The 20,437-nt window shown below is 40.7% G+C and carries 24 protein-coding genes; all 24 read left to right on the top strand.

All coding sequences use genetic code 11. The features are described from left to right. Positions 1 to 45 precede the first annotated feature (45 nt). The 24 genes from NYR30_RS06735 (at position 46) to NYR30_RS06620 (ending at position 20,432) form a co-directional block, all read left to right on the top strand. Positions 46 to 504: a hypothetical protein gene (locus tag NYR30_RS06735; protein WP_052122144.1), complete on the top strand. Its 459-nt coding sequence runs from the start codon at positions 46 to 48 to the stop codon at positions 502 to 504. Continuing rightward, entirely contained in the window at positions 504 to 2,015 is a 1,512-nt protein-coding gene (locus NYR30_RS06730; RefSeq protein WP_039081842.1) for a terminase large subunit, read from the top strand. Before NYR30_RS06735 ends, NYR30_RS06730 begins: the two co-directional genes overlap by 1 nt. Beyond that, a complete protein-coding gene (locus NYR30_RS06725) occupies positions 2,012 to 3,256 on the top strand; it encodes a phage portal protein (protein WP_302502413.1) in 1,245 nt (414 codons plus the stop codon). Before NYR30_RS06730 ends, NYR30_RS06725 begins: the two co-directional genes overlap by 4 nt. Then, positions 3,243 to 3,899, top strand: a complete 657-nt coding sequence (locus tag NYR30_RS06720) for an HK97 family phage prohead protease (protein ID WP_039083454.1) — start codon at positions 3,243 to 3,245, stop codon at positions 3,897 to 3,899. Before NYR30_RS06725 ends, NYR30_RS06720 begins: the two co-directional genes overlap by 14 nt. Positions 3,900 to 3,902: 3 nt before the next feature. Further along, complete coding sequence (locus tag NYR30_RS06715; RefSeq protein ID WP_039081839.1) at positions 3,903 to 5,114, top strand: phage major capsid protein; 1,212 nt, start codon at positions 3,903 to 3,905, stop codon at positions 5,112 to 5,114. A gap of 45 nt (positions 5,115 to 5,159) precedes the next feature. Beyond that, positions 5,160 to 5,474, top strand: a complete 315-nt coding sequence (locus tag NYR30_RS06710) for a head-tail connector protein (RefSeq protein ID WP_039081838.1) — start codon at positions 5,160 to 5,162, stop codon at positions 5,472 to 5,474. Further along, on the top strand, positions 5,475 to 5,807 hold the full coding sequence (locus tag NYR30_RS06705; protein WP_039083452.1) for a phage head closure protein: 333 nt from the start codon (positions 5,475 to 5,477) through the stop codon (positions 5,805 to 5,807). Then, complete coding sequence (locus tag NYR30_RS06700) at positions 5,791 to 6,270, top strand: HK97-gp10 family putative phage morphogenesis protein (protein WP_039081836.1); 480 nt, start codon at positions 5,791 to 5,793, stop codon at positions 6,268 to 6,270. Before NYR30_RS06705 ends, NYR30_RS06700 begins: the two co-directional genes overlap by 17 nt. After that, positions 6,267 to 6,614, top strand: coding sequence for a DUF3168 domain-containing protein (locus tag NYR30_RS06695; protein WP_302502408.1), 348 nt, complete (start codon positions 6,267 to 6,269; stop codon positions 6,612 to 6,614). The genes NYR30_RS06700 and NYR30_RS06695 overlap by 4 nt, the downstream gene beginning before the upstream one ends. A 3-nt stretch (positions 6,615 to 6,617) precedes the next feature. Beyond that, complete coding sequence (locus NYR30_RS06690) at positions 6,618 to 7,271, top strand: hypothetical protein (RefSeq protein WP_302502407.1); 654 nt, start codon at positions 6,618 to 6,620, stop codon at positions 7,269 to 7,271. A gap of 60 nt (positions 7,272 to 7,331) precedes the next feature. After that, the gene (locus NYR30_RS06685; RefSeq protein WP_039166176.1) at positions 7,332 to 7,745 is read left to right on the top strand and encodes a hypothetical protein; all 414 of its coding nucleotides are present in this window, start codon (positions 7,332 to 7,334) and stop codon (positions 7,743 to 7,745) included. Positions 7,746 to 7,789: 44 nt separating this feature from the next. Then, positions 7,790 to 8,026: a phage tail assembly protein T gene (locus NYR30_RS06680; RefSeq protein ID WP_302502406.1), complete on the top strand. Its 237-nt coding sequence runs from the start codon at positions 7,790 to 7,792 to the stop codon at positions 8,024 to 8,026. A gap of 120 nt (positions 8,027 to 8,146) precedes the next feature. Continuing rightward, positions 8,147 to 8,959, top strand: coding sequence for a phage antirepressor N-terminal domain-containing protein (locus NYR30_RS06675; protein WP_302502405.1), 813 nt, complete (start codon positions 8,147 to 8,149; stop codon positions 8,957 to 8,959). 53 nt (positions 8,960 to 9,012) lie between these two features. Continuing rightward, positions 9,013 to 9,366 (top strand): DUF2513 domain-containing protein, encoded by a 354-nt coding sequence (locus tag NYR30_RS06670; RefSeq protein WP_302502404.1) that lies wholly within the window; start codon positions 9,013 to 9,015, stop codon positions 9,364 to 9,366. Between the two features lie 50 nt (positions 9,367 to 9,416). Further along, positions 9,417 to 9,674 carry a hypothetical protein gene (locus NYR30_RS06665; protein WP_302502403.1) on the top strand — a complete coding sequence of 86 codons (258 nt, stop codon included), beginning with the start codon at positions 9,417 to 9,419 and terminating at the stop codon, positions 9,672 to 9,674. A 56-nt stretch (positions 9,675 to 9,730) separates the two neighbouring features. Beyond that, positions 9,731 to 13,021, top strand: coding sequence for a tape measure protein (locus NYR30_RS06660; protein ID WP_302502402.1), 3,291 nt, complete (start codon positions 9,731 to 9,733; stop codon positions 13,019 to 13,021). Beyond that, the gene (locus NYR30_RS06655; protein ID WP_039081808.1) at positions 13,021 to 13,347 is read left to right on the top strand and encodes a phage tail protein; all 327 of its coding nucleotides are present in this window, start codon (positions 13,021 to 13,023) and stop codon (positions 13,345 to 13,347) included. The genes NYR30_RS06660 and NYR30_RS06655 overlap by 1 nt, the downstream gene beginning before the upstream one ends. Further along, positions 13,347 to 14,063, top strand: coding sequence for a phage minor tail protein L (locus tag NYR30_RS06650; protein ID WP_302502401.1), 717 nt, complete (start codon positions 13,347 to 13,349; stop codon positions 14,061 to 14,063). The genes NYR30_RS06655 and NYR30_RS06650 overlap by 1 nt, the downstream gene beginning before the upstream one ends. A gap of 4 nt (positions 14,064 to 14,067) precedes the next feature. Next, positions 14,068 to 14,796 (top strand): C40 family peptidase, encoded by a 729-nt coding sequence (locus tag NYR30_RS06645; protein WP_302502400.1) that lies wholly within the window; start codon positions 14,068 to 14,070, stop codon positions 14,794 to 14,796. Continuing rightward, positions 14,739 to 15,389 carry a tail assembly protein gene (locus tag NYR30_RS06640; protein WP_039135645.1) on the top strand — a complete coding sequence of 217 codons (651 nt, stop codon included), beginning with the start codon at positions 14,739 to 14,741 and terminating at the stop codon, positions 15,387 to 15,389. Before NYR30_RS06645 ends, NYR30_RS06640 begins: the two co-directional genes overlap by 58 nt. A gap of 5 nt (positions 15,390 to 15,394) precedes the next feature. Then, positions 15,395 to 19,087 (top strand): TipJ family phage tail tip protein, encoded by a 3,693-nt coding sequence (locus NYR30_RS06635; RefSeq protein ID WP_302502398.1) that lies wholly within the window; start codon positions 15,395 to 15,397, stop codon positions 19,085 to 19,087. Next, a complete protein-coding gene (locus NYR30_RS06630) occupies positions 19,087 to 19,380 on the top strand; it encodes a hypothetical protein (RefSeq protein WP_302500420.1) in 294 nt (97 codons plus the stop codon). Before NYR30_RS06635 ends, NYR30_RS06630 begins: the two co-directional genes overlap by 1 nt. Positions 19,381 to 19,401: 21 nt before the next feature. Continuing rightward, positions 19,402 to 20,031 carry a hypothetical protein gene (locus tag NYR30_RS06625; protein WP_302502397.1) on the top strand — a complete coding sequence of 210 codons (630 nt, stop codon included), beginning with the start codon at positions 19,402 to 19,404 and terminating at the stop codon, positions 20,029 to 20,031. 74 nt (positions 20,032 to 20,105) lie between these two features. Further along, positions 20,106 to 20,432, top strand: coding sequence for a hypothetical protein (locus NYR30_RS06620; protein ID WP_302502396.1), 327 nt, complete (start codon positions 20,106 to 20,108; stop codon positions 20,430 to 20,432). The last annotated feature ends 5 nt before the right edge of the window (positions 20,433 to 20,437 follow it).

The raw sequence follows: 20,437 nt of genomic DNA, 5'->3' as shown, positions 1-20,437 counted from the left end.
ATTACAGTTTTTTAATGATTTTTTTATTGCTTTAGGAGGTTATGTATGAGTGGACGCAAATTGCGTAGTGATAGCTCCACTGCAAAAGTGTTAGCCGCTAAAGCTGCACAAACAACGCTATCACCACCACAAAAATTAACAAAATTAGAAACCCGTTATTGGGAAAGTATTATCAATAGCCGAGCATTAGACAGCTGGACCCCGATTGACAAAGAGCGAGCTGTAAAACTCGCAAAACTTTATGTTGAAATCGATGATTATGAAAAAGAATTACAAGGTTATCGTCGCTGGATAAAAACAGACAACGGCACATTGAAAATGCATCCATTACATTATGTCGTAGAGGATTTATATAAACGTGAAATCCAAATGTGTCGCAGCTTACAAATCCACAGCCGAGCAACACAAGGAGAAAGTCGCGATCAGGTCAAAACTAATCAGCTTTATCAGGCCGCAAGAAAAACAATCGAGGAAGATGATGGGTTAATAGCGAGGTTAAATTAATGACGAAAGGGGAGAAGGTGATTGCCTTTATTGAGCGATATTGCTTAGTTCCCGAAGGGACATTAGTAGGACAAGCTATTAAATTGGAGCCATTCCAAAAACAATTTATCCATGATGTGTACGATAATCCCGCAGGAACGAACCACGGAATATTATCGATTGGACGTAAAAATGGCAAAACCGCATTGATTGCGTGCTTGCTGTTAGCACATTTAGTGGGTCCCGTTGCCGTACAAAATTCACAGATTGTTAGTGGCGCGATGAGCCGAGATCAAGCGTCATTAGTTTTTAACCTGGCGGTGAAAATGATACAACTAAATCCGAAATTAGAGGGGCTAGTTGCGGTTAAGCCGTCCGGAAAACGGCTTATCGGCATACCATTGAATGTTGAATATCGTGCTTTAGCCGCAGATGGTAAAACCGCACAAGGGTTATCTCCGGTGCTTGCAATATTAGATGAAGTCGGGCAGGTACAAGGCAGTCAATCCGCCTTTGTTGACGCAATTACAACCGCACAAGGTGCACATAAGCACCCCTTATTATTAACGATTAGTACCCAGGCGGCAAATGATGCAGATTTATTATCGGTATGGATTGATGATGCATTAACAAGTAAAGATCCGCACACCGTATGTCACGTTTACACTGCGGACAAATCCCTTAGTCTTTTAGATCCAGAAGCGTGGAAACAAGCTAACCCTGCATTAAGCGTATTTAGAAGTGAAGACGATATTAGAAAGTTGGCAGAAAAAGCGAATCGAATGCCAAGTTTTGAAAATACATTCCGCAATCTCAATTTGAATCAACGAGTAAGTGCAGTATCACCGTTCGTCTCACAAGATGTATGGAAGCAGAATGGCTCAAAGCCAAATGAAGCACACGGTTTAGCAGTATATGGGGGATTAGATTTATCCGCACGCACTGACTTAACGGCATTAGTGTTAGTTGCGGTTACGCCACAAGGAAAGGTCAATGTCTATCCTTATTTCTGGACACCCAAAGAGGGTTTGGCGGATAGAGCAAAACGTGACCGAGCACCGTATGATGTTTGGGTTAAACAAGGATTTATCCGTACAACACCCGGAGCAACGGTCGATTATACGCATGTCGTGCGAGACATCGCTGACATATTAAGTGATTTTGATGTGAAATCGATAGCTTTCGACCGGTGGCGAATAGATATCTTTAAAAAAGAGCTTGAATTGCAAGGGTTAAGTTTACCACTTGTTGAATTTGGTCAGGGGTTTAAAGATATGTCTCCTGCAATTGATGCTGTTGAAAGTGATTTGTTGAATAACCGCTTTGCTCACGGTATGCATCCAGTATTAACGATGTGTGCAGCAAATGCTGTTATTGCGCAGGACGCTGCAGGTAATCGCAAATTTGAAAAGCAGAAAGCAACAGGCAGAATTGATGGCTTGGTGGCGTTGGCTATGGCACGCGGTATTGCTGAAACAGCAAATGTCCCATTAGATATAGACAATTATTTCAGGAATATAGTAATCGCATGAGTACAGAAACATTAAATGATGTGGGGTGGTGGTCTCGCTTTTACACTCGCTGGTTTGGTGGAGGTAAACGTTTAGATAAAGGTGGGGTTGTTGAGCCATTTATCAGTCAAACAACGAATACCGGTGCAGTTGTTGATGCTGAAACGGCATTAAAGTTATCTGCGGTGTGGGCGTGTGTAAAACTGCGTAGCCAAACTATTGCATCGTTACCGTTACATTTAAAAGATAAGGATAGTGCAATTGCATTAAAACATCCGCTTTATCACATCATCCACGACTCACCAAACGCAGATATGAGTGCGAGTGAATATTGGGAAGCACAAATTGCTAGCTTAGATTTGTGGGGGAATGCGTATAGTCGTATTAACCGTGCAAATGGCAGAATTATCTCGCTTGAAGTGTTAGATCCACAGTATATGCAAGTTAAACGTAATGCATTTGGGGAAATTATTTATAACTACACGAAAGAAAATGCGGATGGTGGAAGTTATCGAGAAGATGATATTTTACATTTTAGAGGATTTACATTAGATGGCTTAATTGGATTATCTCCTATCCGCTACCAAGCACAATGTATGGGAATGCAGATTGCTGCCAATAGTGCGGCGGGCAATGCTTTTAAGAATAACTTAAAGGCAGGCGGTTTTATTAAAACAGGAGAACGGGTTTTATCAGATGAAAATCGTACATTACTGCGTGAAGCCTTATCACAGTTTGGGCAACCAGAAAATGCAGGTAAATGGATGGTTTTAGAGGCAGGTATGGAACCCGCAACCATGGCAGGGTCGTGGATAAATCCGATGGACGCACAACTGTTAGAAAGTCGATATTTCGGTATTGAAGAAATATGCCGAGCATTTAGTGTTCCACCTCAATTAATTTATAGTTCAGATAAAGCCTCGTCGTGGGCATCAAGCTCAGAGCAAATTAATCTTAATTTCTTAACATACTCACTTGCTCCAACGTTAAGACGGATAGAACAAACCATTACGCGTAAATTACTCAAACCAATCGATCGATCAGTCTATAGCCCTGTATTTAGTGTGGAAGGTCTATTACGTGCGGATAGTGCTGGAAGAGCGAATTTTTACTCGCAAATGTTACAAAACGGAGTAATGACACGTAATGAAGTACGTCGCTTAGAAAATTTACCGCCAATGCCTGGTGGGGATGTATTGACCGTGCAGTTAAACCTTACCTCGATTGATAAAATCGGAGAACAGAATAATGAACAAAATTAAAGATTTACAGTTTAAAGCACAAGCCGTCAAAGATGACGGCTTTTTTGCGGGCTATTGTAACGTCTTTGATGTGAAAGATAGTTACGATGAGATTGTGAGAAAAGGTGCTTTTTTAGCCTCAATTAATGCATGGCAATCACGAGGGAAAATGCCACCAGTGTTATGGAATCATGATCGTAATCAGCCGATTGGTGTGTGGACAACATTAAAAGAAGATGAGCATGGACTATATGGTGAAGGACGCTTATTAATTAATGATGTTGCAAAAGCGAAAGAGGTGCATGCCTTGCTGATGGCGGGGGCGATTGATGGACTATCTATCGGTTATCGTCTTAATAAATGGTCATATGATGAACAGAATGAGATTTTAGAATTACTGGATATTGATCTCACAGAAATCTCGGTTGTTACGATGCCCGCGAATGAAGAAAGCCGTATTAGTGTTGTGAAATCAGCATTAGAAAAAGGCAGCTTACCGACATTATCCGAATTTGAAAAAGCCCTGAGAGATTTAGGGTTTTCAAAATCGCAAGCCGTGACAGTTGCTAGTCATGGATTGCGAAAGTTATTAAATCAGGGCGAGCCTGACAACAATCACATTAGCAACGCAATTACTATCTTAAAATCAATTAATGAGGAATAAATTATGCCAGATTTAAAAGACGACAATGTAGAACAGCTCGCTACTGAGTTGAAGAAAGCCACAGATCATGTAAAAGCCTTAGGGGAAGAACTTACAGGGAAAATGGCAGGTGGTGAAAAACGCTTAGATGACCTAAAAGGTCAAGTTGATGAAGCGTTAACAGCAATGAATGAAGCGAAATCACGCTTAGATGACATTGAACAGAAAATGTCACGACGTGGTCCACAACATACGCAAGAAAAATCAGCAGTTGAACAATTGATGGAAACTGAGTCTTTTAAAGAGTTTGTACAAAATCCACGTGCGGGTAAATCAGTACAAATTGCAGTAAAAGCAGCGGCTACTATCACTAGTGCAATGACTAATACTGCAGGCTCAGCGGGGGTACTTGTACCAGAACAACGTCTGCCAGGCATTATCGCGACACCAGACCAACGATTAACAATGCGGGATTTAATTGCGAAAGGTACCACCTCAAGCAATGCAATTACGTACATCAAAGAGACTGGTTTTACAAATGGTGCGGCATATCAAGCGAATGAGGGTGATAAAAAGGCACAATCTGATGTGAAATTTGAAGAGGTCTCACTTGGGGTGAAAACCATTGCACATTATATGAAAGCCTCTCGTCAAATTTTAGATGATGCTGCAATGTTGCAAAGCTATATTGATGGGCGATTAATGTATGGTTTAAAACTCTTTGAAGACCGTCAGTTATTGAATGGTACAGGGTCGAGTGGAACACTACACGGTATTTTACCGCAGGCAACGGCTTTTGCTGACCCAACTGCAAAAACAGAATATACCATTATCGACCAATTACGGTTAGCACAATTGCAAGTATTACTCGCTGAATACCCAGCAAGTGGATATGTATTAAATCCGATTGATTGGACGAAGATCGAACTCGAGAAGGACGGTATTGGACGCCATATTATCGGCGATCCGCAAGGTACAGCCCAACCGACATTATGGGGTTTGCCAGTCGTACAAACTCAAGCCATCGCAGTAGGAACCTTTTTAACCGGGGCATTTAGCTTAGGTGCACAAGTATTTGATCGACAATCTGCAACATTAGCGATTGCGACAGAAAATGAAGATGACTTTGTACGTAACTTAGTCACTATTTTGTGCGAGGAGCGTTTAGCCTTAGCCGTGTATCGTCCAGAAGCCTTTGTTAAGGGTACGTTGGCGGCTAAAGTTAAGGCTGCATAAATCGTCACGCTGTAATGGCGCATTTTGATTGAGAGAATTTCAACAATGTTAACTCTTGAATTGATTAAACAGCATTGTCGTATTGATGTTGATGTAGATGATGAGCTATTGCAAGCCTATCATCGTGCTGCACGAACTTATATACAAAGTTTGCTTAATCGTAAGTTATACGACGAAGTTGAACCTGATAATGGTATGGATAGACTTGTCATTAATTCCGCAATTGAGCATGCGATATTAATGACAATTGCGCATTGGTATGAGCATCGAGAAAGTGTCGTTGTCGGTACTATTAGCTCAAAAGAAGTTGAAGAAGGTGTTTGGCGATTGATACAACCGTATCGAAAAATGGGGGTATAAATGGAAATCGGCAGATTACGGCAGCGTATCACATTACAAAAGCAAGTTAATGTACGTAACAGTTATGGAGGTGTTGCTACTGAATGGCAAAATATGACAACCGTTTGGGCGGAAATAAAGCCTATTAGTGGACGTGAGTATTTTGCTTCACAACAAGTGCAATCCGAAGTCACTACTCAAATTACATTACGTTATTTAGCGGATATTGAGCCAACAATGCGTGTGAAATTTAATGAAAGACATTTTGAAATTATCTCTGTGATTAATCCGCAAGAACGTAACATCACATTACAACTTATGTGTAAAGAGGTATTGAATGAGCGTGACCGTTAAAGTGTCAGGCTTAAAAGAATTACAAAACGCTATGATGCAGCTTGGGAGAAAGACCCGTAATCGTATTGCGGTAAAAGCAATGCGACAAGGCGGGGCAATTGTACGTGATAAAGCACGACAGATTGCACCTGTATTAAATGAAAAAGTGCCGCACCGGCGTGCAGGTACATTGAAAAAAGCGATTTCATCTCGCACCAAAATTGGGCGAAATGGACAAACTAACACCTATATTTGGGTGAAAGGGTTACCAAACAAGCAAATCATTAAATTTAAAAGTAAAACGGGTCGTAGTGGGGCATATAACCCTCGCGATCCGTTTTACTGGCGTTTTGTTGAGTTTGGCACATCAAAAATGCCAGCTCGACCATTTTTAAGACCTGCTTTTGCTCAAAGTAAAGAACAAGCCGCACGAGCGGTCATCAATACACTCCGTACAGAAATCATCAAAGAAGGTAATCAATGACAATACAGGAAACATTATGTAAAGCATTAGAACCGTTAGTAGATGGCAATGTCTTTTTTGAAAGAATTCCAGACACTAATAAGGCATATCCAGCTATTGTCTATCAATTTATTCAAATTACACCAAATTCTGCGTTAGAAGATGGCGATTTAGATGATTTTGATGTGCAAATTGATGTGTACAGTCCTCAACCTAATGATGTTTTCCGCTTGCGAAAACCAATATTTAAAGCGATTGAACAGGCTTTTGATTATGCGGAGCGTATCTCTGATTTAAGTGATTATGAATCAGATACAAAACTCTACCGCCGATTAATTAGCTATCAAATCGCGTATGGAGACTAATATATGACAACAATTACTACCCCATTCCAGGGGACAAAATTCTATATCGGCACGGGCTTAGAAACCAAAAAAGCAATTACAGCATGTACTGTTACCCCAGCGGCGACACTTACAGTAGCAAGTAGTGGTGTAAAAGCAGGTGATTGTATCAAAGTATCAGGATTGGGTGCATTAGATGGCTACTATCCAGTTAAATCTGTCCAAACTGACAGCATTACATTAGCAGATGAAGTGGATTGGTCAGCACATGACAAACCGACGGATTTCACGGCTGCACAAATTGAAAAAGTACAGTGGTCCTCTAACTTTTGTGCGATTAAAAACATCGAAAAAGATGGGGATACACTTACTGAAGAAGATATTACGACAATGTGTAGTGAGGGAACAGAAACTGAACCCGGGGATATCGAGTTTGGTAGTGTAAAACTGACTTTCTTCTGGGCGCCAGCCACAGCAATGCAAGCAGATTTACGCAAGAAATTCTACGGCAAAGAAACTTTCCCGTATTTGATTGTGTTCAAGAACAAGCAAGGATCGTTATATGGCACAGGTTTTATTCAAACCAGCACCAATATCAGCGGTGAAGTGAAGGGCAAGTTTGAATCGGGTGTAACGATTAAGCAGTCTAAACGCGATTATTTATTACCAGTCGCATAACCAACTCACCGCACGATAAAAAGTGCGGTGTTTTTTATAAACATTTTAAGGAAATCAACAATGAACAAAGGCACTAAAGCAACCTTACTTGCGATTAAACCCACATTGAAACCCTTTGAACTCAACGGCAATACCTACTATATCCGTTCTTTTACCGTAGGCGATGTAAACCGTGAGGTGTTTGAATATCAAAATTGGCTGAAAGCACAGGCAATGGCACAAGGCATTGAGTTGAATCTGAATGATGAAGATGTACTCGCCAAGCAGCTTGAACCGATTGCGGATAAATACCGCCTTGCACGCAATCTTGCCATCAAATTATGCGATGAAAAAGGCAATAACTTATTCGACCCTGATAATATCGAAGATTTAGAAGCCATTTTAACCCTTGATGACAGCGTACTCACCGCCTTTAATCAAGCTGAAAATGTAGATACCCCAAAAAACTCACCGCCCGACGCAAGTTCCAATTAACCTTATCCCTTGCGTTGGGTAAAACGCTATCAGAAATCGAAGCAATGCCAGAACGTCACTTGCAAGAATATGAACAATTCTACCAAGAACAACCGTTCGGCTTGTGGCGTGAAGATTATCGTACTGCACAAATTGCTTACTTGTTAGCGGCTATTAATAGTGACCCTAAAAAAGAATCACCAAAATTCACTGAGTTTATGTCGTTTTTTGCAAACAAAAATACGATGAAAAATAACCAAGATTTTGATGATGGTAGCGAGATGTTTTTAGCTCAAAGATAACAACGACCAAATGGTCGTTTTTTATTGCCTGTAAGATAGAAAAGTACACTCGAAAGCGGTGTTTCCTTTCTCCACTCACCGTTTCTTACAGGCTTTTATGTGGAGATACAGGAGAAAATAATGGAAGCATTAACTGCAGAATTTTTAGGTAAAGAAATTACATTAGTGGATAACAATGGCATTGCTTATGTGGCAATGCGTGAAATTGTTGAAGGGATTGGCTTAGAGTGGTCAAGGCAACATAAGAAGTTGGTAAATCAATCACAAAAATTCAACTGTGTACATATGACCACAGTTGCTCAAGATGGTAAAAATCGAGAAATGGTATGCCTACCAATCAACTATCTCAACGGCTGGTTATTTGGTATTGATACAAACAGAGTAAAACCAGAAATTAGAGAAACCTTAATCAAATATAAAAAAGAGTGCTATCAAGCATTATTTGATTATTGGTTTAAAGGTAAAGCGGAGAGAATTCAAACAACAGTAGATGATCGCACAGGCTTACGAGATGCGGTTAATATGCTAGTAAGCAAAAAAGGCTTAATTTACTCTGATGCTTATCAATTAGTCCATCATCGCTTTAACGTTAAAAGCATTGAAGAGTTAAGCAAAGAACAATTACCGCAAGCAGTGGAATATGTTCATAGAGTTATTCTTGAAGGTGAACTAATCGAGCCAAAAAGAAAGAATATGGTTGAGATCCCGTATGATGTAGCTGATGCTTTAGTTAGGTTTCACCGATTTGTTGTGAATAATGCTAAGAAAACAGAAAAGGCTTTTCGAGCAATCCACAAAGCAATGGGCTATGAACGTTATATTAGGAATGATTTAGCTGCCGATAATTTTGATATTCACAATGAATTTCATCATTGGATTAGTAAATTTGAAGAAGCTGTTCATCAAGCACATAAATTGTCTATATCGAATTAATTCGACTAAAACCAACCGTACTTTATTTTAGTACGGTTGCAGGAGAATAAAGAATGAAAAGAGATTGGGAGCTTATCCGTAAAATTTTGTTAAAGCTCGGGCAAAAGGTTGATGATACGCCGTTGGATAGTGAAAGTATTAAAGGCTTTCCACCTGATGTAGTAGGATATCATTATCAGCTATTATCTCAAGCCGAACTGATTTGTATAGAAGATAATTCCACAATGGGTGATGCGGATTTTGTGGCAATAAATTTAACGTGGCAAGGACACGAATTTCTTGACAAAATCCGTAGCGACACAGCGTGGAATAAAATTAAACAAATCATTAAAACCAAAGGGATTGATTTATCCTTTGAGGCGATTAAATTAGCAGGAAAAAGTTTATTGATTTCTTTGCTGAAATAGCTTGACTGCCAGTAGGGATTTGGTAAAGTCTTAATATGGAGGATGAAAAGATGAAAGGCTCATATAGTTTTATTACAAGTAGTCTAATTTGGGGAGCAAAAGTTTATATCACAGTGTTTTCTCTCTTTTCCTTATTATTAGTGTTATTGGCAGCCTTTAGCTTTTTCTCTTGGAAAACGATGATTATTACACTGCTAGCACTGTTTATGGTATTGCTGTTGTTGCATTGGAAATTGAGTAAAAAAGCGTTTTTTGATAGGGAAGATAAACGCTATTCCAAATATTGGGACAAAGGTTTTTATAAATAAGGTTAAATTCAAATAGAAGCTCGCTACGGCGGGCTTTTTTTATGGGAGAAAATAATATGGCGGGTTCACTTGGGCAATTAAATATTCAGTTGGCGTTAGATCAAGTTAAATTTCGAGATGGTCTGACAAAGGCACAACGGCACGCAAAGCAGTTTGCTGAAAGAACAAATACATATTTAAAAAATATTGAAAATGCAGCGATAGCAACGAATAAAAGTTTGGATTTTGCTGATAAACTTAATAAGTTAAAAGTACTTAGTTTTGTGTTGCCAAACCCAAAACAGATTATTGGGAGCCTGGATAACTACACGGAATTAAGTAATAAAATAAATCTTGTCACGGAAAGCGAACGTGAACGGATTAAAGCGATGCAAGATGTCTATGACATTTCGCTCAAAACCGCACAATCTACCCAAGCGACATCATCGGTTTATCAAACTTTTGCCCAAAATGCACAGCAATTGGGGTTAGATCTATCTGATGTTGCTGCACTTACTGAAACAGTGGCAAAATCCGTAGCCATTTCGGGGGCTAATTCTGCCACGGCTTCTAATGCGTTAATTCAATTTGGGCAATCTTTATTGATGGGCAAATTGAAAGCACAAGAATTCAATTCATTGATGACACAAACGCCAACGGTTATTCAGGCGATTGCGAAAGGTTTGGGGATCACAACCGCCCAGCTTAAAGCAATGGTAGATAAAGGCGAGATGACAGCCGATAAAATGGTTGAGGGTTTGAAAAAAGCCCAAGGTAGCGTTGATGAATTACATAAAAAAACGACAACAACATTAAGTGGAGCATTCCAAAATCTTTCTACTGCAACTGAAAAGTGGCTAGGAGAAACAGATAAAGCCCTAGCTACAAGTAAATTATTTGCTGAAGGAATTAATATTGTTGCCAATAATATCGGCACATTAGCACCGTTAACATTAAGTTTAGGAGCGGCAGTCGCGGGGATTAAATTTAGTAAAAAAGCGAAAGATGCCTATTTATCCGCAAGTGCAACAATGCAAGAGTCAAAAGCAACCGTACAAGCAACCCTTGCAGAAAAAGCAAAAATTACTGCGGATTTACAGGCGACGCAAGCCTATATCGCACAATTACAAGCTCAGCTGAATTTAGCCAAAACAGAGCAAGCTAGGTTACTTTTAAGCAAAGAACTTGGGGTTCAAACTGCAAGAGAAACGGCATTAATTAAAGCCCAAACGACTGCAATCAATCAATTAAATGTCGCTAAAAAATCGGCAAGCACATTAGGAATGGCAATGGCGGCACTTGGTGGACCGTTAGGCGTGGCAACATTGGCAATTTCAGCCGCAATTCCATTTTTGCTAGATTGGGGAAACAGTGCAAGTGATGCAGCGAATAAATCTAATGATTTTGCAAACTCGGTGGATAATATTAAGCAGAACCTTGATAAATTTACCGTTGCTCAATTAAAAGATAAGTTGCTTGATGCCAAATACAGTATTGAAGAACAAAAGAAAAAGGTTCAAGAATTAGAACAGCAATATAAAACTTTCCAAAATGCGGCAACAAATGCAGTACAAAAAATTGAATGGAAAGATCATTCTGGCAATAAGCATATTCAATATTTGAAGCGTTCCGTGGAAGATATGGCGAAAGCGGAAGAAAGAGCTATTCGCATTAAGGCACAGTTAGAAACAGAAACGGCGAAATTAAACGATCAAACATCACTGCAAGCCCAATTACAAGATAAACTCAATGAAAAGGTTGAGCAGGCAAATAATAGCCTTGCCCAACATAAATTAAAATTGAATGATTGGGAGAAAGCACAGCAGGATATTGAAAAGCAAACTAAATCCTTAACGGAAGAAGTGAATGTGCTTACCTTAGAAAGTAAAGGGAACGCAAAAGCTGCCTTTATTTTATCGGGGCTGTATAAAGTGCTTTCTGTGGAAGGAGCAGATTATGCTAATGTGCTTGCGGCAATTGCGAAAGGGGAATACGCTTCAGCAGAAGCTGCGAGTAAAACCATTGATATGTCGTTAGAAGATTTGCAGAAAATCTTTGCAGCGAAAGAACAATTGGAAGCACTTTTTCAACAAGATGAGAAAAAAACGAAGCTAAAAAAAACCATTGAGCTTAATCATAAAAAAGGAAAAGGTGGCGAAAACGCGCGTCAAAATTGGCTCAATTTCTACGATGAAGTGCGACAAAAAAGCACATCTACCCTAGGCGAAATTGACCTAGAGCAAGCCCAAATGTTCCGCCGTTTAGAGGAGTACAATAAAAAAGGGGTTGTTAAACATCAAGAATACGAAGCAGCGAAATTGGCGATTACTCAACGTTTTAATCAACAACGATTAGAACTTACGGGAAAATACGCACCGAATAAATTAGCTGCGCATAACTTGGATAAAGAGTTGGCTGCCGTTAAAGAATTGCAAGCAGCAAACCAGTTGACCATTGATGAAGCCAAACAAGCCGCAATGAAATTGCAATTTGAGTACGCGCAAAATGTGGCACAAAATGCTGTTACACCATTAGATCAACTGCGAGCCATTTACGATCCTAATCAAGCTATACAAAATCAGCAAACACAGGAATTGGCTTTACTTCAAGCATTTAACGAACAAAAGCTGATGACCGAAGAGGAGTTTCAGCAGCGTAAGAAACAAATAATTGATCGTTATAAATCAGACCAGCAACAAAAAGATTTAGCCGCTTATGCAGAAGGGCTATCATCTTTAAGTTCTGGATTTGAACAAATGGCATCAATGGTGGAACAATCGGCAGGACGGCAATCTTTGGCGTATAAAGCAATGTTTGCGACTGCAAAAGCCTTTGCGATTGCCGAAGGTATGGTGAACATTTATAGTGCCGCCACAAAAGTGATGAATGACTGGGACAGTATGACCTACGCTGAACGAATTGGAAAAAGTATGGCGTTGATTGGTCAAGGAATGGGATTAATTAGCAAAATCTCAAGTGTAGGCTTCGCAAGCGGTGGTTATACTGGTGATGGCGGTAAATACACGCCTGCGGGTATCGTGCATAAAGGTGAATACGTCATCACCAAAGAAGCGACATCAAGGCTCGGTGTAGATTATCTTGATTTCTTAAACTACGGTACTCGACGAGGATTTGCCAACGGTGGCGGTGTTGCCGTACCGAAAGTGCCAATGGTGAAAGCCAAAACACAAAATGCCAATGTTAGCATCAAAGTGATCAACAACGGGGAGCCGGTGGATGCCAAAGTGACGCAAAAACAGCAAGGCGAACAGTTGCAAGTGACGGTGGAGTTAATGCGAAAAATTGCTAAACAGGAGGCAAGCAGTATGTTACAAACCAATTTTAGAGCCGGAGGAGCCTTTGCCTAATGGAAACGTTTAAATGGTGTGTGCGGCCAAAGCTCACAATTGAAAATGAACCACGCCGTAATGTGGTGCAGTTTGGCGATGGTTATGCCCAGCGTGCCAAAGTTGGCATAAATAGCTTGCTGCGGCGTTATCCGGTTACGGTAAAAGTGAAAAACAAGGAACGTTTGGCAGTGGATGCGTTCTTGGCTCAACACGGTGGCGTTGAGCCTTTTTATTTTAATGACCCGTTCACAAAAAGTCGTAAAAAAGTGGTGTGCGGTCAGTGGCGCATTGAAATGAACCAAACCTATAGTGAATTTAGTTGTGAATTTGAGGAAGTGCCATAATGCCACAAACAATGAGCAATGCATTTAAGCTTGAATTAAGCAAAATTGAACAAAATGCCTTGATTGAGCTGTACGAAGTGGATATGCGCAGTTTGCAGAACCGACAAGGTGAACAAGGCGAAATTTATCGCTTCTATGCCGGCACAAATGAGCGTTATCAAGACATTGTGTGGCAAGGGCAAACTTATAAAGCCTATCCGATCAAAGCCGGCGGTTTTGAGTTAAACGGCAATGGACCGAGCAATCGCCCGACCTTAACTGTTTCCAATCTGTTAGGATTAATCACCGGCATTGCCGTAGATTTTAATGAAGCGGTAGGGGCAGTGGTGCGGCGACGACGGGTTTATATGCACTATCTAGATGCGGTTAATTTCAAAGAGGGTAATTCACACGCTGATCCGACACAGGAGCTAGTTAGTCTTTACATTATAGAACAGTTAAGCAGTTTAAAACAGGATGTTGCTACCTTTACGCTAGCGTTGCCGACCGAAACCGACAATGCTTATCTGCCGGCAAGAATGATGATGGCAGACACCTGCGCGTGGATTTATCGTTCCAGTGAGTGCGGTTATAACGGTGCGCCGGTGGCGGATGAAAAGGATATGCCGACCGGCGACCCGAAAAAGGACAAATGCAGCCGTTGTTTAACCGGCTGCAAAATGCGGAATAATACCCTGAATTTTGGTGGTTTTCCGTCAGTGAATAAAATAGGATAAGTACATGACGTTAGAACAAGATATTATTAAGCACGCAAAGCAACAACAACCGCACGAAATGTGCGGTTTTGTTGTTTTTAAAGGACGTAAAAAAGTTTTTTTGCCGAGTGAGAATATTGCAGATGACCCCGAAAATTATTTTGAGATTTCGTCTGATGACTATCTAGAGGCTAATCAATATGACGGCATTGTCGCAATTGTTCACTCTCACCCGAATGGCAAGCCAATTTTATCAACAGCAGATAGGCAAATGCAGCTACAGTCCGGTTTGGATTGGTGGTTGGTTTGCAATGAAAGCGTGCATAAATTCCGTTATATCAAGCCGCTGTTAGGGCGTGAGTTTGTTCACGGTGAAAGCGATTGTTATAGCCTATTTCGTGATGCCTATATGTTGTCGGGCGTGGATTTCCCTGATTTCGCACGCGCGGACGACTGGTGGCACGAGGGCAGCAATCTTTATCTAGACAATATGGCCACACACGGCTTTGAGCAGGTGGACGAACCGCAACTTGGCGATGTGATTTTAATGCAAGTGGGGGCGGATGTGCCGAATCACGCCGCGATTTATGTTGGCGACAACTGGGTGCTACATCACAGCCCACAACGCTTATCAAAACGGGATTTATACGATGGCTATTGGCTTAAACATACACACAGCATTTGGAGATACCAACAATGGCAACAATTAAACTTTACGGCAATCTTAAACGATTTGGCACTGCCTTTGATTTAGCGGTGGATGATACGGCGGAAGCGATTCGTGCTTTATGCTGTCAATTGGTCGGCTTTCGACAAGCCTTACAGCAAGGTTATTACAAAGTGCGGATTGACGAACATCTCGTTACTGCCACATCACTGGAGAAAGATATTCTCTACAAATTAAACGATAACGCCGTGGTGCATCTCACGCCGGTGATTAAAGGGGCAAAAAATGGCGGTATTTTTAATATTGTGGTAGGTGCGGTGTTAATTGCCGCCTCTTGGTATGCCGGTGGAGCAGCAGGTTGGGCGTATCTTGGTGCGGCAGGGTACACTGGTGCAACAATGGCATTTATGGCTGGAGCCTCAATGATTCTAAGTGGGGTAACTCAACTTTTATCACCACAACCCAAAATGGGAAGTGTAGGCACGGAGCAGGAGAAAAAACAATCTACATCGTTTAGTAACCTTGGTAACTTGTCGGCACAAGGACGCCCCGTTCCGTTGGCTTACGGTGAGATTATGGTTGGGTCACTCATCATTTCACAAGGTGTTGAGACTTACAACGTTGATGAAGAGATGAAGAAAAAAACTGAACCGAAGAAAGGCTTGTTTAGAAAAGGATAAATAATATGGGTAAAGGTGGTGGTGGCGGACATACGCCGTATGAAGCACCCGAAAGTGGTCGCTCAAAGCAACGTATTAAAATTGTAGAAGTGATTTCCGAAGGGGAAATTCAAGGTTTAAAAGCAGGCGTGAAATCCGTTTATTTGGATAAAACTCCAATTCAAAATGCCGATGGAAGCTATAATTTCCGTAATATGGAATTGCAAGGAACAATTGGTTCGCAAGATCAGGATATTATGCAAGGCTTTAACACCTCGGAGCGTGAGATTGGGGTTGGTACGGAGGTGAAAAAAAACACGGCACTGACGCGCACCGTAACGGATGAGAAAGTTACTCGATTACGTTTAACACTTGGTGTGCGTAGTCTGTTCCAACAAAAAGATAACGGTGATACGGTGGGTGCGAGTGTGGATTTGTTGGTTACTGTAGGCGAGCAACAATATCCAATCCATTTCAATGGAAAATATAGTAGTCAGTATTTGCGACAAATGGTGATCGATCATCTTCCAGCAGTACCATTTCAAATTAAAGTAGAACGATTAACTGCAGACAGTAAACAACAACGTGTACAAAATGCGACAGTTTGGTCAAGTTACACCGAAATTATCGATACCGAATTTGCCTATCCGAACACCGCACTTGCCGGCATTATGTTTGATTCGGAATATTTTTCCAACATTCCTCAGCGTAATTACTTGGTGCGTGGCATTAAAGTGAAAGTGCCAAGCAATTACAACCCGATTGACCGTAGTTACAGTGGTTTATGGGATGGGCGTTTTAAGGTGGCGTGGACGAATAACCCGGCGTGGATTTTTTACGATCTCTTAACCAACAAACGCTACGGAATGGGGCAACGCTTAGGCGATTTTAACGTGGATAAATGGACGTTGTATGCGATTGCACAATATTGCGATGTGTTGGTGCCGGACGGCTTTGGCGGCACAGAGCCACGAATGACCTGCAACTGTTGGCTGACAGAGCAGCGACAAGCCTATGATTTAATCAACGACTTAGCTTCCATTTTCCGGGCGATGCCGGTGTGGAACGGACAGCAACTGACTGCCATTCAAGACCGACCAGCCGACCCAGTATGGACTTACACCAATGCTAATGTGGTCAACGGTGAATTTGATCGTAGCTACTCCGCGTTAAAAGCACGGCATAACATTATCCACGTGGAATATCTCGATAAAAACGATTTTTATGAGAAAAAAATTGAGTATGTGTCGGACGATGAGGCGGTGAAACGTTACGGTGCGAACGTGAAAAAGGTGACTGCCTTTGGTTGCACCTCGCGTGGGCAAGCCTACCGCTTAGGGCGTTGGATTTTAGAAACCGAGAAATTAGAAAAAGAGACTATTACCTTTTCAGTTGGACGTGAGGGGTTAATGCATTTGCCAGGTGATATTATCCGTGTTGCTGATAATCATTATGCAGGCACGGCAATTGGTGGGCGAGTGTTGGCTGTGAAAGGGCGTGAAGTGACGTTAGATCGGGAAATTGACGTAAACGGCGCAAGTTATTTCAGCTATATTAATGCCGAAGCGAAACAGCAGACTATCAAAATTCAAGCCGTTAATGGCAGCATTATCACCTTAGACAGCATCCCAACCGGCTTAACCGAATTTGGCGTGTGGTCGTTGGCAACCTCGTCAGTGCGTGGCGGATTGTATCGCGCGGTGTCGATCAGTGAAAACGAAAACGGCAGCTACACCATTACTGCCTTGCAACACGAACCCCAAAAAGAGGCGATTGTTGATAACGGTGCGCATTTTGAAGCGGTGTCGAAAACATTATATTCCGCGCCGCAACTCACCGATGTGGTGATTAACACTGCTAGTGGCACAGGCGCGGTGATCAATGCGGAAGTGACCGCCGGCAATGCGATCATTACACGTTATGATATTTTGATTTATCAAGGCGAAAAGCTGTACCAAAGCTATATCGGGCAGAAAACGGCAGAAGTGAAATTAGATAATCTGCCAAATGGTGATTATAGTGTTGTCATTATTGCTAAAGATGATAAAGGCCGAGTATTAAGTGAAAAAGCAAGCACTTTCACTATCGATCGACCACCGGCGCCAACGGGTGTTGCTGTAAATGGTGGTCTTGAGAATATCTTAATTGAATGGGACTATGTAGATGAATTTACTCAGACTGAAATCTTTTTCGCTGTTGATGATAATTTGCTAGAAGCGAAACGATTAATTAAAGTGAGCAATGCTTTCATGTATGCGCATAAAGTTCAGCCAAATAGTGTTTTTTATTACTGGCTGAGACATACTCGAGGTCAAAATATAGGACCATTTTATCAGGTTAGTGGGTTGCGTGGTGAAACAAGTGTTGATATTCAAAAGGCGTTAGCGGAGCTACAAAAAGAATTAAGTGAAAATATCGTCGATGAAGTCATTGATACAGGCTTGGCTGCACGAGGGCTTGAAGCGGTAAAAATCGTTGAAACTATTGGTGATTTAGCAGAATTTAAAGACGCGAATCTCATATATAACTTATCAGATCGCCGTTTTTATATGTGGAAGGGGGATAGGTATGAAAGTTTCACATTAGATAGTGTTCCTGCGAGCGCAATTCAAGGGCAAATCGTTACGCAACAATTAGCGGCTAATGCGGTTACTGCGGATAAACTTGCTGCAAATAGTGTTACAGCGGGGAGTGTGCAAGCAGGAGCAATTCGTGGAACGCATATCGCCGCAGGGGAACTTACAGCAGATAAGTTAGCTATTGGCTTAGGCGGCAATCTGCTCTATAACCCGATTTTTGCAAATAATGCGGACGGGTGGACTTTATATCAAGATACAAGCGTTATACAAGCTAATTCAGGACTTAATATAAATAATAATTCTAGTGGAGATTGGCAAGGGAAAGAGTATTTAGAAGGAGAGAATCAGTATCGTTGGCAACCATTGATGGTGAGTTCTTCTTCAGCCACAGGGCGGTTTGGTGGTATTTATCAAGATATTAAATTAGTAGCGGGGAATTGGTATCTATTATCAGGCTATGTTGCAGCACATCGAGGCGTAGTGGGTGTGAATATTGAATTACGAGAAGGTCTTACTATTGCTGAGGTTACTCGTAATTATATTGGTGATGGTGTGGAAGCGAGTTATACCAATGGTTTAGTAGATACAAAACGCATTTGGATTAAATTTAAAGTCACTACAACAGGTACCGCACGTTGTATTTTCAATCAATATAAAATCGAAAATGTGGATAATACGTTTACGGTATTGCGTCGCCCAATGCTGGAAGAATGTACTCAATATACTAGAGAGCCAAGCCTGTGGCAAAATTCAGGTGTAACCGCAATACATGGCGGATCGATTCGAACCGGTACCATCGTTGCCGACAAATTAGCTGTGCATTCAGTGACTACGGAAAAACTGGTTGCTGGTGCAGTTGATGCTAGTAAGATTGCGGCAAAGGCAATCACATCAAACCACATTGCTACAAAAACCATATCTGCTGATAAATTGAATGTAACAAATTTATCAGCAATTAGCGCGAATTTGGGAGATATTAAAGGGGGGAGTTTAAATATAAATAATAGATTTAAAGTGAGTGGCAGTGGGGATGTAGAGATACGTGGGGCATCTGGTAATGTTGGTATGGTTATTCGTAATGAGCGAATAGATGTATATGATGAGAAAGGTGTATTAAAAGTGAGGTTGGGGAGATTGTAATGTATTATTTGAAAAAAGATGTTAGCTTTACTCAAGGAGTTACAACAAAGCGGTTGCAATATCATGCAATTAGTCAAATTAGAGTAGATTATATTAACAATGAACTTGAGGTTCAAATAGCAAGTAGTGTTACGGAAGATGATATAGCCCATTATAGAGCAGAGCATATATCAGCCTTGTTATTGAATAATGTTTTTTTATCAGATGTTGACAACTTAATAGTGTGGGCGTTGCATTATCTTGTTACTTATGAGGATGGATTGCTTCATAACGCAGAGATTATAACAGCATAATCATCTAAAGAGGTGAATACTATGGCTAATTACGGATTACAAATTGGAACAACTCAATTTGTTGGGTTTACGCATGCAAAGCGTAATATGTATGGGCTTAGTAATGGAACTAATGAAATTGATATTGCTAAATTAGGTGTTGTGTTGAAAGAGGAAACATGGGGGAATAAGCGTTTTTACGAAGATAATTTTGAGTTAGGTAAAGTAAAAGGAGTAGCTGAGAATTTATGGTGGAGACCATCAAATGGTGCATATATCACATACCAGTCTTATTTTTCGGGAACTACAGGAGCATTTCATGTATCAGGTAAAATTTTAACGATAGGGGCACAATTTAACAAAATAGATAATTATGGTATTTGCGTTAATGGTGCTTATTTCTCATCAGCTGATATATTGATTAAACAGACTACAAATTTAAATTTAAAGACAGAGTATGGAAAAGGTTCAGTTTTAGGGACAGTTCGAATTATAGATCAATGTTTTCATTTGCGATCTTTGATTGAGAAATTATGGGATGTAGTAAATGCAAAAACCTTACATGAAGATTCTGATTATAGATTGGAATGTAAGGATGGCGCATTACGATTTTGGGCACTTGCATACGAATATAATCAAGGATTTAATGTAAATTTAGACTGTTATATATAACCAATCGACTAATCAGATTGCAGTGTAAAAGAGGGTTAATAGCCCTCTTTTTTGTTGAGGTGTAAGGAGGAAACGTGGAAACAAAAGACTTAACTATCTACCGAGGTGATGACACTGTCTTCACAGCGCTTATTGATGCGTTGCCTGATTTTAGCTTGCGTGATGCAGAGCTAAAAATGACGCTAAAAAGCACGCTCAATATTGAGCAAATCACGTTATCAACAACAGATAATAGCATTAATGTGTTGAGCGATAACGTATTGCAGTTAATTTTCAGTCATCAATTAACTAAAAATGTCAAATCAACGACATGGCACTATGACTTACAAATGACGAAAAATGATATCGTGCGAACATTGGTGCGAGGGAAAGTCATCATAGAGCCAGATGTAACGGAGTAGTGAGA

This window comes from Gallibacterium salpingitidis (assembly GCF_030517105.1).
Lineage (GTDB): Bacteria > Pseudomonadota > Gammaproteobacteria > Enterobacterales > Pasteurellaceae > Gallibacterium > Gallibacterium salpingitidis.
This window is presented reverse-complemented; position numbering and strand designations above follow the sequence as displayed.

Coding starts and splice junctions, on each gene's coding strand:
- NYR30_RS06700 (WP_039081836.1), top strand. CDS start 5,791: ATGAGCGTGACCGTTAAAGTGTCAGGCTTAAAAGAATTACAAAACGCT.
- NYR30_RS06660 (WP_302502402.1), top strand. CDS start 9,731: ATGGCGGGTTCACTTGGGCAATTAAATATTCAGTTGGCGTTAGATCAA.
- NYR30_RS06720 (WP_039083454.1), top strand. CDS start 3,243: ATGAACAAAATTAAAGATTTACAGTTTAAAGCACAAGCCGTCAAAGAT.
- NYR30_RS06680 (WP_302502406.1), top strand. CDS start 7,790: ATGCCAGAACGTCACTTGCAAGAATATGAACAATTCTACCAAGAACAA.
- NYR30_RS06710 (WP_039081838.1), top strand. CDS start 5,160: ATGTTAACTCTTGAATTGATTAAACAGCATTGTCGTATTGATGTTGAT.
- NYR30_RS06655 (WP_039081808.1), top strand. CDS start 13,021: ATGGAAACGTTTAAATGGTGTGTGCGGCCAAAGCTCACAATTGAAAAT.
- NYR30_RS06725 (WP_302502413.1), top strand. CDS start 2,012: ATGAGTACAGAAACATTAAATGATGTGGGGTGGTGGTCTCGCTTTTAC.
- NYR30_RS06670 (WP_302502404.1), top strand. CDS start 9,013: ATGAAAAGAGATTGGGAGCTTATCCGTAAAATTTTGTTAAAGCTCGGG.
- NYR30_RS06645 (WP_302502400.1), top strand. CDS start 14,068: ATGACGTTAGAACAAGATATTATTAAGCACGCAAAGCAACAACAACCG.
- NYR30_RS06650 (WP_302502401.1), top strand. CDS start 13,347: ATGCCACAAACAATGAGCAATGCATTTAAGCTTGAATTAAGCAAAATT.
- NYR30_RS06625 (WP_302502397.1), top strand. CDS start 19,402: ATGGCTAATTACGGATTACAAATTGGAACAACTCAATTTGTTGGGTTT.
- NYR30_RS06675 (WP_302502405.1), top strand. CDS start 8,147: ATGGAAGCATTAACTGCAGAATTTTTAGGTAAAGAAATTACATTAGTG.
- NYR30_RS06685 (WP_039166176.1), top strand. CDS start 7,332: ATGAACAAAGGCACTAAAGCAACCTTACTTGCGATTAAACCCACATTG.
- NYR30_RS06665 (WP_302502403.1), top strand. CDS start 9,417: ATGAAAGGCTCATATAGTTTTATTACAAGTAGTCTAATTTGGGGAGCA.
- NYR30_RS06640 (WP_039135645.1), top strand. CDS start 14,739: ATGGCAACAATTAAACTTTACGGCAATCTTAAACGATTTGGCACTGCC.
- NYR30_RS06735 (WP_052122144.1), top strand. CDS start 46: ATGAGTGGACGCAAATTGCGTAGTGATAGCTCCACTGCAAAAGTGTTA.
- NYR30_RS06690 (WP_302502407.1), top strand. CDS start 6,618: ATGACAACAATTACTACCCCATTCCAGGGGACAAAATTCTATATCGGC.
- NYR30_RS06635 (WP_302502398.1), top strand. CDS start 15,395: ATGGGTAAAGGTGGTGGTGGCGGACATACGCCGTATGAAGCACCCGAA.
- NYR30_RS06695 (WP_302502408.1), top strand. CDS start 6,267: ATGACAATACAGGAAACATTATGTAAAGCATTAGAACCGTTAGTAGAT.
- NYR30_RS06730 (WP_039081842.1), top strand. CDS start 504: ATGACGAAAGGGGAGAAGGTGATTGCCTTTATTGAGCGATATTGCTTA.
- NYR30_RS06705 (WP_039083452.1), top strand. CDS start 5,475: ATGGAAATCGGCAGATTACGGCAGCGTATCACATTACAAAAGCAAGTT.
- NYR30_RS06630 (WP_302500420.1), top strand. CDS start 19,087: ATGTATTATTTGAAAAAAGATGTTAGCTTTACTCAAGGAGTTACAACA.
- NYR30_RS06715 (WP_039081839.1), top strand. CDS start 3,903: ATGCCAGATTTAAAAGACGACAATGTAGAACAGCTCGCTACTGAGTTG.